Source organism: Tissierella sp. (assembly GCF_032104385.1).
In the GTDB taxonomy this organism is placed as follows: Bacteria; Bacillota; Clostridia; order Tissierellales; family Tissierellaceae; genus Tissierella.
In genome coordinates, this window is the sequence record NZ_DAMCHJ010000002.1 from 299,697 (window position 1) to 312,538 (window position 12,842).

A 12,842-nucleotide genomic window follows, 5' to 3' on the forward strand; every position below is an offset into this window, starting at 1 on the left:
AAACTACCTAGGTAGTTTTCTTTTATTATTGATAACATATTGGTACACATTCTTCTGTACCTATGTCTGTTAATATTGCCTTTCCTTGATTCGTTGGCATAGTCCATCTCTGTGTTAAATATCTTATTCCTGCTGATAATTCACCATCTGGTCCTCCAAATTGTTCTAATATCATTGCAGCTAGTGCTGGATTAGTTGTATCCACCCTTACCGGATATTGTAATTTTTTTTCATATACCCACATAGTTATCCTCCTTTAAAAATTAGTAAAGTTTATTTCCCAAGGCCAAGGTCCATCAATATAACCCCAAGGATATTTACTCATACCTGTATTTCTTAGAGGACCATATTTTGATTGATACATAGTTTCTAATTCATTATATCTTTGAGATGCATTATTATGAAGTCTCAAAGCTTTTTCATCATTGGGATGAGTATCTAAATATAAAGCTGTCTCTACTAAAACAAAAGATACTTCCATTAGTTCTACAAGAAAATCCATTTGTGTCCTATCCATAATATCTACACCCGCCTTCTCTATCATCCTTTATTACATATGGCTGATATAATTCTGGAAACAATGTTCCCTTCTGTAGTGCCTCCTTAGGGCTGAATACTTGATCCATAATTTGAAAAGGAACACAAGCCCTCGCCAATGCACCAGGACAACATGGTCTTTCTTCTATATCATACTCTCTATACATCTTATCTCCCTCCTAAAAAACTGTTCATTATATATTACGTAAAAAAGAAAATATGGTTACAAGTGAAAACCTTATATATGTACAAAAAAAACCCCCAAAAACTGCAGGGATTTTCTTTTATATCTATGTGAAAAGGAGGATAAGCTGTTTTTAAAAATTTGATGTTTATGGTAGAACTGGAAGCTAAATTCAATAATACATAATATTACATGATTATTAAATTATTTTCTACACATAATACTACTACACCAAAGTTTTACAAAATCAAGATTGAAAGGAGATAAAAAAATGACTACAAATACTAACAGTAACAAAATAGCTGTTCCAGGAGCACGTCAAGCTCTTGACCAAATGAAATTAGAAATCGCTTCTGAACTAGGTATGGCAAACTATGATTCTCTAGATAAAGGTAATTTACCATCAAGACAAAATGGTTATGTTGGTGGATATATGACTAAAAAATTAGTTGAAATGGCTCAACAAAATTTAAGTGGAAAATAATAAGTTCTAAAAAAGATAGGTCAATATGACCTATCTTTTTATATTCCTCTTACTGTCTTGCTCCTAACTCCTTATCTAATAGATATAGTCCTTGGAAATTATCTTTAATTCCTTCCAACTTAAATATTATATCTTTCATGCTATTTTCTTCCTCTAATTGTTCTTCAACAAACCATTGTAAGAATTGAATAGTTGGATATGATTTTTCTGCTTCCGCTATTTCTAATAGATTGTGGATTTTTGAAGTAACTAATTTTTCATGTTTTAATGCTTCCTCAAATACTTCTAAGAATGAATTATAATCATTTTTTGGCTCACCTATAGCTTGAGTTCTAACTCTTCCATCCATATCATATATAAATTCATAGAACTTCATAGCATGTGAATATTCTTCTTTAGCTTGTGCTACAAAAAAATTAGCAAAGCCATTCATATTCTTATCAGAGCAATATGCTGCCATTCCCATGTAATAATACGCTGATAATATTTCAAAATTAAACTGATCATTTAGTTCTTTTAATAATTTTTCTGATGCCATAATAAACCTCCTATAATTTTACTATTTAATTTTTATATTTATTAATTTTTATTTAACTTCATTACAATATTATAATACCCAAAGATTTTCCATTTAATCACAAATATATTATTCCATTAAAATAATATCTAAAATATTATATACTTTATAGTCTATCTTATCAGTAAGCATAATATCATTATCCTTTAAATATCTGATTAATGATGCTTTCATACCTTCTCCATAAATTCCATCTAGACTTCCTTCATAATATCCTTTCTGTGCTAATCTCTTTTGGACTTCTAAGACATCTGCGCCTCTATCTCCAGGTCTTATTTCTCTAAATCCTTGACCAAAAGGTCCATATATTCCATTAGTTATAATAACTTTTGTATTATGCTTTACCATGGAATAAAGTTCTTCTACATCACTATTTCTCATACGAATACATCCTGCCGATAAATTTCCACCAATAGAGCCTGGTTTATTTGTACCATGAATTCCATATTTACCCCATGGTACATTAAGTCCCATCCATCTAGTCCCAAATCCCTCACCCCATTGTGCCTTTTCTATTATTTCAAATGTACCTAGAGGAGTTGGTGAATTGGGTCTTCCAGTTGCTATTGGATAAACTTTTATTATACTTTCATTTTCTATATCTATTAATTTAAGTTGCTTTTTATCTACTTCAACTAATATTGTATAACTTTGGGTTTTATCCTTGAAATATACATCCTCTAAATTAAACTTTTTAATAGTTGAATATCTGTGTATATGATTTCCTAAAATTAAAAAAATAGTTAATAATAAAATTATTAAAATAAGCATTACAAGATCTTTATTCATCGTATCCCCCCTTCTAACATTAATATGCTATAATTTTATAAATTAAACTTATAACTTAATTTCAATCTAATAAAATTATAATAAAATTTTAGGGGAGAATTTATTAGCTATTTGAATATAATTGTAATCTTTTTAAATCCCATTCCTTCTAATAAAGAAGTAATTATTTCCTTACCATTTTTTTCTGCATCATTTAGAATTCCCTTATCTATTACTTCATCTTTCATTTTTTCTTTTTCTTGTATAAGAACTACATAAAGATCCTTAAAGCTTAGCTTATTAAATACAGAATCTCTTTCATCATAAAAATAAACTTCCTCTTCTGGAATTACATTTTCAAATATTTTTGCTTTATCCATTTTTATTTCTATAGTTTCCTTATCTTTCAAATTAACCTCTATAGAATCTAATTCTATGCCAGCTTTAATATATCCACTATATTTTAAAATGAATTTTTTATTAGTAAAAGGTATACTTATACCACTTAATTCTATTTTATCTTCATACTCCACTATATTAGTATAATTATATTTTACAGTTGATAATTCAACTAATCTAAGAATATTTTCTTCAACCTTATTTGATAGAAGATTTGTCTTTCGTGTCGTTGAAATTTTAGCATATCCAATGATTCCTAATACCATGATTATAACTATTGCTATTAATATTAATTTCCATTTAATATGTTCAAAACGTTTCATCCTATCACCTCGTTAGTCCCCCTACAATTTAGAAGGATAATATGCTATAAATCCGGATTGTAAAACTGATAAATACTATATATGGAAATGTTCTCATTACACAAAAGCCTTACTATACTTGGTATTTGCTGTGTTGTAATATTCAATTCTATTCCGTTATATTTTAAAACTATATCATTTAATCCTATTAGTCCCGATTTATGTAAAACATCAATAATCTTATTTTCAATAGTAGGTATATTCATTCCGCCTAATGAAAAAAATATTTTTTTCTTTTCCTCTGTATAATCTTGAGGATTTAATTTGCTAATTAACATAATCTTATTCATTACAATAGCTCCTTTTTGATTTTATAAAAAACATTGTAAAATATAAAACAGGAAAAACTCTCTAAGTCATAGATAAACCTCCTAAGGGCTTCTATTATCATATATTTTATATAACAATAGACAAATACTTTTATTCTAATTGTATTTACCCATTTTTTAATAAAAAATTCATTTATAATCAATTTTTTATTATTTATTTTATTTATATACTCTAGTGAAATTATCTTTGTTTTTATTTTTCATTTTCTTTAGTATATAATATAATCAAAACTTAAATAATTTATATATAATGACTTAGAAAGGATGTTTTTATGAATAAATATCTAGAGAGTTTAAATAAATCTATATTATTTAGAAGTTTAAGTAAGGATGAAATAAATCATTTAATATCTACAGTTCCTTATAATATAAGTAATTATAAAAAGGATGATGTAATTGCAATAGAAGAAGATGATTGTAACAGTTTAGGAATAATATTATCTGGAACTATTGAAATTCATAAACCCTTTCCCTCTGGAAAAATTGTTACAATAAATAATTTCGAGGCTGGAAATGTCTTTGGTGAAGCCCTTGTTTTTTCTGGCAGACATAAATATCCTGCTACCATAATTTCTTCTAACGATTCAGAAATAATGTATATAAAAAAAGAAGATATTATTAAACTAATGAGTTCTGATGATAGAGTACTAAATAACTTTGTATCTGTATTGTCAAATAGAATATTAATGTTAAATGATAGAATAACCAACCTCTCTTATGATACTGTTAGAAAGAAAATAGCTAATATCATTTTAGCTGAATATAGTAAGCAAAAAACCAAAATGATAACTTTACCAGTATGTAGGAAAAAGATGGCAGAACTCCTAAATATTCCACGACCATCTTTATCTAGAGAATTAATTAAAATGAAAGAAGATGGTATTATTGATTACCATAAAAATAAACTAAAAATTATTGATATTGATTTATTAGAAGAATGTTTATTGAAATAATAAATATCTATAACCAAAATTTGGTTATAGATATTTATTATTTTTCTATCTGAGAATAATTATATATAATCTATTTAGATTGATAATTATTTTTCAAAGGAGGTTTTATAAATGAGTAGTAAACGTAAAATGTTTATCTATGGTGGTATTATTGGTCTTATAGGTGCTATTCTTATGAAACTTGGAAATCCTGGCAATATGGGAATATGCATTGCATGCTTCTGGAGAGATATTGCAGGTGCCTTAGGACTTCATAGGGCAGAAGTAGTACAATATATACGACCAGAAATAATTGGTATTATATTTGGTTCTTTTATTGTTTCCTATATGACTGGAGACTTTAAGGTAAAAGGTGGCTCTTCTCCTTTAATAAGATTTGTTTTAGGTTTCTTTTTAATGATTGGTGCTCTTGTATTTTTAGGTTGTCCCCTTAGAATGCTTCTAAGATTAGGAAATGGCGATTTAAATGCCATAATAGGATTAATTGGATATGTGGCAGGAATCTATATTGGTGTACAATTTCTCAAAAAAGGTTATACACTTGGCAGAAATATAGATCAACCTAAATTTGTAGGATTTATTTTTCCGATTATAGCCGTTATTTTACTTATTTTCTTGGTTGTTAAGCCTGCATTTATACTATTTAGCACAGAAGGTCCTGGCTCTATGGCAGCACCTATCATTGCAGCATTAGTAGCAGGTGCTGTAGTAGGAGTTGCTCTTCAAAGAAGTAGAATATGTACTGCTGGTGGATTTCGAGATGCTATTCTAATTAAGGATTATCATTTTTTATGGGGATTAATTGGTATTTTTGTATTTAATTTAATTGGTAATCTTGTATTAAATTTTAGTACTTTTAAATTAGGTTTTGAAGGTCAACCGGTAGCTCATGCTAATCATATTTGGAACTTCCTGGGTATGACTCTTGTAGGGCTTTGCTCTGTTTTACTTGGTGGCTGCCCTATTAGGCAAACGGTATTAGCAAGTCAAGGAGATGGTGATGCTGGAGTTACTGTATTAGGTCTTATAATTGGTGCTGCATTTGCACATAATTTTAGCTTAGCATCTAGTCCTAAAGGTGTTACTTCTAATGGTAAAATTGCTGTTATCGTTGGTATTTTGTTTGTATTATTTTTAGCTTACAGTGTCGTAATAAATAATAAAGAATCCAAATCTCAATCTAAGGAGGTAAAAATCAATGGCTAACATTATTGATGCTAGAGGTAGATCTTGTCCTGAACCTGTTATTATGACAAAAAATGAAATTGATAAAAATTCTAACAAAGATTTACAGGTTTTAGTTGATACTCATGTTGCAGTTGAAAATATTACTAGATTTGTAACTGGAAAAGGGTATAATGTAAATGTAGAAGAAAACAACGGAGAATATAAAATTAATATTAAAAAATAGGTGATTTAATGGAAAACTTTTACTGTGTAATTACATTTCATGTTACCCAACATGCATTAATTTTTGAAAAGTTTATGAATAATAAAGGTATTCCTGTAAAACTAATGCCCGTACCAAGACAAGTTAGTTCAAGCTGTGGAACTGCAGCAAAGGTGCCTTGTGAATTAGAATATAATATAAAAAAATGGTGTATTGATGAAAATATACCTATAGATGATTTTCACAAGGTTGAAAATAAAAAGGGAAATAATTGGTTTTCTAAATATATTAATAAATAATAAAACAAATAAACAATTTATTAAATTTAATAAATTGTTTATTTGTTTCTTAATTTAAGTTTATTATTTTACAAAAATAACTTGATTTTTCTAAATTTTAATATATAATTGAATTATTGGTAAATATAAGAAAGGAGGTCGTGAAGATGATGAACATGAATTTTGTACTTAAAAATAATGAAAACTTAATAATCTTAGCAACACGACCTAGGTACAGATTCTAATTTTTTGTCGCTGATTTTTAAACCATAGGTGTGTTCACCTGTGGTTTTTTTATATTTTTATAATCCTCACTAGGATATCCGTGTCTCTATATAAACATAATTAACCATAGGTATATGCCTATGGTTTTTTTAATTAAGGAGGGAGAGAATGAAAGATTTTAAAAAACTACTAAAATTTATGGAAGGGTACAGAATTATTTATTTATTTGGAATGATATCAATTCTTATATCTCAAATACTTACTACTGTTACTCCTCTAATACTAAGAACAACTATTGATAGTATAATTGGTGATGAAGTAATAGAATCTTCAATTATTCAAAGGATTGTTTACTTCTTAGGAGATAAAGAATTTTTAAAACAGCATATATGGCTTATAGGACTTTTGCTTGTTTTTATAGCTGTTTTAAGAGGTTTGTTTTTATATCTAAAAAATGCTTTATCTAGCCAATCTGCTGAAAATACTACCAAGAAAATAAGGGATAAACTATATGACCATATACAAAGACTTCCCTATGAATATCATGTAAAAGCAGAAACTGGTGAACTTATACAAAAATGTACATCTGATGTAGACACAATAAGAAGATTTTTAGCTATACAGCTTGTAGAGGTTGTAGGGTCAATATTTATGTTGGTATTCATAATTTTTGTGATGTTTACTATGAATATAAAGATGACCATGGTATCTATTATAATATTACCTATAACATTTTTATTCTCATTTATATTTTTTACTAAAATTAAAAAAGCATTTGAAGCCTCTGATGAAGCAGAGGCAAAAATGACCACTACCCTTCAAGAAAATTTAACAGGAGTAAGAGTTGTAAAAGCTTTTTCCAGACAAAGATATGAAGTTGATAAATTTGATAAAAAAAATTTAGAATATCAAAATTTAACTTATAAGCTAATAAAAAACTTATCAGCCTATTGGGCTATATCTGATTTTCTTAGTATGTGTCAAGTTGGTTTTGTTGTTATAATTGGTAGCTATCTTGCGTATAAAGGTGAATTATCCCTTGGATCTTTTGTAGCCTTTATTAGCTATATTAATATGATAATCTGGCCAGTTAGACAAATGGGCAGAACCTTGACAGATATGGGTAAAGCTTTTGTTTCTTTACAAAGAATAGAAAAAATATTTGAAGAACCTATAGAATTATTAGATGAAAATAATAACAAACCTGAAATTAAAGGAAATATAAAGTTTGAGAAGGTTTACTTTGAATATGAAGAAAACAAACCTGTTTTATCAGATCTTTCATTTGAGGTTAAAGTTGGAGAAACAATCGCTTTAATTGGACCTACAGGTTCTGGTAAATCTTCTTTAGTACATTTGTTACCAAGACTATATGAATACAATAAGGGATCTATTAAAATTGATAATGTTGAATTAAATATAATAGATAAATCTTGGATTAGAAAAAATGTTGGATTAGTGCTTCAGGAACCTTTTCTCTATGCTAAAACAATAAAAGAAAATATTAAACTTGCTAATCCATCAATGAAAGATGCTAGGGTTTTTAACGCTGCAAAAATTGCTTCAATTCATGAAGATATAGAAACCTTTGAAAATGGATATGAAACTCTTGTAGGAGAACGTGGCGTTTCCCTGTCTGGTGGTCAAAAACAAAGAATGGCAATTGCAAGAACTATTATTAATGACTGTCCAATTGTTATATTTGATGACTCTCTATCTGCTGTAGATACAGAAACTGATATCTCAATTAGAAAGGCTCTTAACAATAGAAAAAATAAATCTACTACATTTATTATTTCTCATAGAATTTCAACTGTAGCAGAAGCAGATTTAATATTGGTAATAGATAAGGGAAAGATTGTACAAAGAGGTACTCATAGTAATCTAATCTCTAAAGAAGGACTATATAAAAGAATATATACCTTACAGAACTCTTTAGATAATGAAATAATAAATGCATAATAGGAGGTGTTAGTTTGATACAAACAAATAATAATCAAGATAAAATAGAAATCAGTACATGGAAAAACTTTTTTAAATATCTAAAACCATATAGAAAGCAGTTTTTTATTCTATCTATAATGATGATATTTCTAGGAATACTAGATTCCATTTTTCCATTAATGACAAAATATGCTATAGATAACTTTATAGAAAAGAATACTTTAGTTGGTATAGAAAGATTTGGTATAGTATATTTTTCTGCAGTAATTATGCTAGCTCTCACAGTCTATTTATTTATATACTTAGCTGGAAAACTAGAAACAAAAATGGCCTATGACATTAGAAGAATTGGGTTTGAAAAACTTCAATTATTACCTCTGTCTTATTATGATAATAAAGCTATAGGATGGTTAATGGCAAGGATGACTTCTGATATTAGCAGACTATCTGAAACCATATCTTGGTCATTAGTAGACCTTGCATGGGGTTTTTCTATGATGCTTTTTATAACTATTGCAATGATTAGATTAAATTTTAAACTAGCTTTAATTACATTATCTGTGATACCTATTTTAGCCTTTGTTAGCTTTTATTTTCAAAATAGAATATTAAAAGCTCAAAGAGATGTAAGAAAGATAAACTCCAAGATTACAGCTGCATATAATGAGGATATTCAAGGAGCTAAAACCACAAAAACATTAGTTAGAGAAGATATAAATCTTCAAGAATTCTCAGAAATAACAAAATCCATGAAAGATAAGTCCATAAGGGCAGCTATCATTTCTTCAATTTACTTACCTATTATACTTACCTTAGCTAGTGTAGGTACTGCCTTAGCATTAAATTACGGTGGTAAAGGAGTATTGTTAGGTACTATATCTTATGGAACCTTAGTAGTATTTATATCATATACTGCTCAATTCTACGAGCCAGTGCGTCAAATAGCCGTAATATTTGCAGAGTTATTGGCAGCTCAAGCTTCAGCTGAAAGAGTCTTTTCTTTGCTAAATGAAATACCTGAAATAGTAGATAGTGGGGAAGTTGTAGCTAAATATGGGGATTTATTGAATCCTAAAAAAGAACTTTGGCCTGAAATTAAAGGAGCTGTAGAATTTAAGAATGTATCCTTTTCTTATAAAGATGGAGAAACTATACTAGATAATTTCAACCTAAAGGTTAACCCTGGTGAGACCATAGCCTTAGTTGGGGAAACTGGCTCAGGAAAATCAACTATTGTAAATCTATTTTGTAGATTCTATGAACCAACAGATGGTGAAATTTTAATTGATAACATAAATTATAAAAATATGCCTCAAAACTGGATTCATGAAAATCTTGGATATGTACTGCAAGCCCCTCATCTATTCAGTGGTACAATAAAAGAAAATATTAGATATGGTAATTTAGAGGCTACAGATGAAGAAATCATAGCTGCAAGCAAATTAGTCGATGCCCATGATTTTATTATGGATACTGAAAAAGGATATGATACAGAAGTTGGCGAAGGCGGAGGATTACTTTCTACTGGACAAAAGCAACTTATATCTTTTGCAAGAGCAGTTGTCCGTAATCCAAAACTATTTGTACTAGACGAAGCTACTTCATCTATAGATACTGAAACTGAAAAGATTATTCAAGATGCTATTCACAAGGTACTAAATGGCAGAACTTCCTTCGTTATAGCTCATAGATTGTCTACTATAAGAAACGCAGATAGGATTTTAGTTATAAGAGATGGTAAAGTCCAAGAATCAGGAAATCATAAGGAATTAATTAAAAAGAAGGGTTATTACTATAATCTATATACTAATCAATTTATTGAAGAAAAAAGTATGGATATATTTAGGTAATAATAAAAATAGATGTTTCTGGTGTCTGATAAACATTAGAAACATCCCTTTTATTTTCAAACTATTAAACCATTAATTCCCTTTTTATTCCTTCCCTTAATTTAATCTTATTTTCTTTATTTCCATTTAACTCTATTATCTTCTTTACTTTAGTAGGCTTTTCCGTTAGAATTATAATTCTATCTCCTAAGGTTAAAGCTTCTTCTATATCATGGGTTACTATGATACATGTTTTGTTTTCAATTATCTTTAATCTTTTAAAAAAGTCTATTAATATCTGTTTGCTATTAATATCCAGGGATTTAAAGGGCTCGTCCATTATAAGTAATTTTGATGGATAAGAAAAGGCTCTTAATATACTTATTTTCTGTCTCATTCCACCACTTAGTTCTTTAGGATAATAGTATTTATATTCCTCTAATTTAACTAATTTTAAATATTTATCTATGGTAGCTTCAATTTGCTCTTTATCCATTTTCTTTTTTAAGACAAAAGATATATTTTCCTTTATATTCTTCCACTCAATAAGTCTATCCTCTTGAAAAACAAAAGATATATCTTCCTTAAATCCAATTATTTCTCCTGAATTTTTCTTTATTATACCCACTATTATATTTAATAAAGTTGTTTTTCCACAGCCAGAAGGTCCTAAAATACATGTTGTTTTATTTTTAGGAAAATCAATACTAATGTTCTCTAATACTTTTAACTCACTAAAGTTTTTATTTATATTCTTGATTTGATACATATAAATTTTACCCCTTCTAATATATAATGAACTATCTTAGCAATAAGAAGAATTATTATTATCCAAGCAAAAACTCCTGAGGTGTTTAAATACATTTTCTGCAATTGAAGATTACTTCCTATGGCATATTTAGGCTGTGACAAGACTTCTCCTGCAATTACCATCTTTAAATTAATTCCTAATGTAGAAGAAAAAACATTACTTAAATTTATAAAGATACTTGGTATATAGATATCCTTTATAATAGTCAATTTATCTGCCTTGTATATTTGTGCCATGGCTATAATATCTTTATCTATATTTAATATCCCCTTTAAAACAGTTTCATATAATATAGGAAACACCATAATAAACCCTACAAATATTGGTACAAACTCGTTATTTAACCATATAAGGGCTAATATAATAATAGCCATAGTTGGTACTGAACTTAAAAAGTTTATTATAGGAATCATTAAATAATATATAGTTTTCGAAATACTGGAAAAAATCCCTATTATAAACGCTAAAACTAATGAAATTATAAATCCAATCAAATTCCTAAGTACAGAATAACTAATAATAGTTATAAAATTTGGATTTTTAATTATCTGTATAAAATTAGCAAAGGTATCCTTTATGGTAGGGAATATTATTTCATTATCTATAAGCTTTGATAACAATATCCATACGGATATTATTAAAATCTTTGAAATAATAGATGGTTTTCTATCTTTCAAAATATATTCCTTCATCAGGTATTTTTCCTCCTATAAAATCTGGTGCAAAATCTAATATAGCATTGTAATATGCCTTATATTCTTCTTTACTATCTTTAATATTAAAAGATTCTATATTTATCCATATAATCCCTTTTTCTAAGGTTTCTTTCTTCACACTAATCTCTAATACTTCAGCATATTCACCTAGCTCTTTTGGATTATCAGCTGCCCATTTTCTACTTTCTTCATATGATTTAATGAACTCTTCTACAAAATCTCTATTATTATCTATTAAATCTTTTTTGATTATTAAACTCGCTTGAGGATAACCCTTTTCAGTTCCTGCTGCTTTAGCCCATTCTTCATTTAAGTCCAAAATTACCTTAGCATCTGATTTTTTCATCATTGCTGTGGTTAACAGAGGTTCTGCTAAAACTGCTAAATTGGTTTTTCCTCCTATAAATGCTGGGCCAACTTCTGATGCTGCATTTAAATATGTAATCTTTACGTCTTTATTTAAATCAATACCATTTTTTGATAAAATAAAATTAAGAACTAAATCTGGAGTAAGTCCTTTACCAAAAGTATATATTTCCTTCCCCTTTAATTCTTCAAATCCTTTTATATCCCCTGTACTAGCTAAATAAAGGGAACCCCATATAGAAGTACCTGCTATTTCATATGAAATATCTTTATTAAAGGCTTGAGCTGCTAAATTAGATGGAACTATTGCGATATCTGCTTCCTCTTTTAATATCTTTGAAACTAATAAATCTGGAGATTTTTGTATTTCATATTCAATTGTTATATTTTCATCTATAATTGGATTTTCTTTAGCTAACTTGGCAACTGTTAAAGCTGGTGTTACATCTTGATAGTAAAATTTAATAGTCTTGGACTCCTTTTGCTGATCATTGTTCTTGCTGCATCCAGTAGTTCCAAATAATACAATAGTCAATACTATAAATAATATTAAGACCTTTTTCACTGTCCTACCTCCTATAATTTTAATTTTGTTCAATAATATATTATACCATATAACATATTATTGAATATCCTCTTTATATTCAAATATAAAAAAGGCTGGATTTTTAGAATAAATAAAAATCCAGC

General features: G+C 28.0%; 17 protein-coding genes. 7 read left to right on the plus strand and 10 right to left on the minus strand.

The annotated features are described in order from the left end of the window. Positions 1–25 precede the first annotated feature (25 nt). From RT714_RS03445 to RT714_RS03455, 3 genes are read right to left on the minus strand one after another with little or no spacing between them, the layout of a single operon-like run. Positions 26–244, minus strand: coding sequence for a manganese catalase family protein (locus RT714_RS03445; RefSeq protein ID WP_313756214.1), 219 nt, complete (start codon positions 242–244; stop codon positions 26–28). A gap of 12 nt (positions 245–256) precedes the next feature. After that, positions 257–517, minus strand: a complete 261-nt coding sequence (locus RT714_RS03450; RefSeq protein WP_313756215.1) for a spore coat protein CotJB — start codon at positions 515–517, stop codon at positions 257–259. Further along, positions 510–704, minus strand: a complete 195-nt coding sequence (locus RT714_RS03455) for a spore coat associated protein CotJA (RefSeq protein ID WP_313756216.1) — start codon at positions 702–704, stop codon at positions 510–512. The genes RT714_RS03450 and RT714_RS03455 overlap by 8 nt, the downstream gene beginning before the upstream one ends. Positions 705–992: 288 nt before the next feature. On the opposite strand from RT714_RS03455, the gene RT714_RS03460 reads away from it, so the two are divergent. Then, positions 993–1,205 carry an alpha/beta-type small acid-soluble spore protein gene (locus RT714_RS03460; protein WP_313756217.1) on the plus strand — a complete coding sequence of 71 codons (213 nt, stop codon included), beginning with the start codon at positions 993–995 and terminating at the stop codon, positions 1,203–1,205. Positions 1,206–1,254: 49 nt separating this feature from the next. On the opposite strand, the gene RT714_RS03465 is transcribed toward RT714_RS03460, so the two are convergent. The 4 genes from RT714_RS03465 to RT714_RS03480 form a co-directional block, all read right to left on the minus strand. Next, entirely contained in the window at positions 1,255–1,743 is a 489-nt protein-coding gene (locus RT714_RS03465; RefSeq protein WP_313756218.1) for a ferritin, read from the minus strand. A gap of 108 nt (positions 1,744–1,851) precedes the next feature. Next, positions 1,852–2,571, minus strand: coding sequence for a L,D-transpeptidase family protein (locus RT714_RS03470; protein ID WP_313756219.1), 720 nt, complete (start codon positions 2,569–2,571; stop codon positions 1,852–1,854). A gap of 107 nt (positions 2,572–2,678) precedes the next feature. Continuing rightward, positions 2,679–3,272 (minus strand): DUF4230 domain-containing protein, encoded by a 594-nt coding sequence (locus RT714_RS03475; RefSeq protein ID WP_313756220.1) that lies wholly within the window; start codon positions 3,270–3,272, stop codon positions 2,679–2,681. A gap of 44 nt (positions 3,273–3,316) precedes the next feature. After that, entirely contained in the window at positions 3,317–3,601 is a 285-nt protein-coding gene (locus RT714_RS03480) for a hypothetical protein (RefSeq protein ID WP_313756221.1), read from the minus strand. Positions 3,602–3,912: 311 nt separating this feature from the next. Between RT714_RS03480 and RT714_RS03485 the strand changes: the two genes are divergently transcribed. From RT714_RS03485 to RT714_RS03510, 6 genes are all read left to right on the plus strand, one after another. After that, complete coding sequence (locus RT714_RS03485) at positions 3,913–4,593, plus strand: Crp/Fnr family transcriptional regulator (protein WP_313756222.1); 681 nt, start codon at positions 3,913–3,915, stop codon at positions 4,591–4,593. Between the two features lie 111 nt (positions 4,594–4,704). Then, complete coding sequence (gene yedE, locus RT714_RS03490; protein WP_313756223.1) at positions 4,705–5,799, plus strand: YedE family putative selenium transporter; 1,095 nt, start codon at positions 4,705–4,707, stop codon at positions 5,797–5,799. After that, the gene (locus RT714_RS03495) at positions 5,792–6,004 is read left to right on the plus strand and encodes a sulfurtransferase TusA family protein (protein WP_313756224.1); all 213 of its coding nucleotides are present in this window, start codon (positions 5,792–5,794) and stop codon (positions 6,002–6,004) included. The genes yedE and RT714_RS03495 overlap by 8 nt, the downstream gene beginning before the upstream one ends. 8 nt (positions 6,005–6,012) lie before the next feature. Continuing rightward, positions 6,013–6,282 (plus strand): DUF3343 domain-containing protein, encoded by a 270-nt coding sequence (locus tag RT714_RS03500; RefSeq protein WP_313756225.1) that lies wholly within the window; start codon positions 6,013–6,015, stop codon positions 6,280–6,282. Between the two features lie 372 nt (positions 6,283–6,654). Beyond that, positions 6,655–8,448 carry an ABC transporter ATP-binding protein gene (locus RT714_RS03505; RefSeq protein WP_313756226.1) on the plus strand — a complete coding sequence of 598 codons (1,794 nt, stop codon included), beginning with the start codon at positions 6,655–6,657 and terminating at the stop codon, positions 8,446–8,448. Positions 8,449–8,462: 14 nt separating this feature from the next. After that, positions 8,463–10,280 carry an ABC transporter ATP-binding protein gene (locus tag RT714_RS03510; protein ID WP_313756227.1) on the plus strand — a complete coding sequence of 606 codons (1,818 nt, stop codon included), beginning with the start codon at positions 8,463–8,465 and terminating at the stop codon, positions 10,278–10,280. A 64-nt stretch (positions 10,281–10,344) separates the two neighbouring features. Here the strand turns inward: RT714_RS03510 and RT714_RS03515 are convergent, their stop codons facing one another. The 3 genes from RT714_RS03515 to RT714_RS03525 are packed head-to-tail and all read right to left on the minus strand — an operon-like array spanning position 10,345 to position 12,717. Continuing rightward, complete coding sequence (locus RT714_RS03515; protein ID WP_313756228.1) at positions 10,345–11,028, minus strand: ABC transporter ATP-binding protein; 684 nt, start codon at positions 11,026–11,028, stop codon at positions 10,345–10,347. Beyond that, positions 11,007–11,762, minus strand: a complete 756-nt coding sequence (locus RT714_RS03520) for an ABC transporter permease subunit (RefSeq protein WP_313756229.1) — start codon at positions 11,760–11,762, stop codon at positions 11,007–11,009. Before RT714_RS03520 ends, RT714_RS03515 begins: the two co-directional genes overlap by 22 nt. Further along, on the minus strand, positions 11,737–12,717 hold the full coding sequence (locus RT714_RS03525) for an MqnA/MqnD/SBP family protein (RefSeq protein ID WP_313756230.1): 981 nt from the start codon (positions 12,715–12,717) through the stop codon (positions 11,737–11,739). The genes RT714_RS03520 and RT714_RS03525 overlap by 26 nt, the downstream gene beginning before the upstream one ends. Between the last annotated feature and the right edge of the window lie 125 nt (positions 12,718–12,842).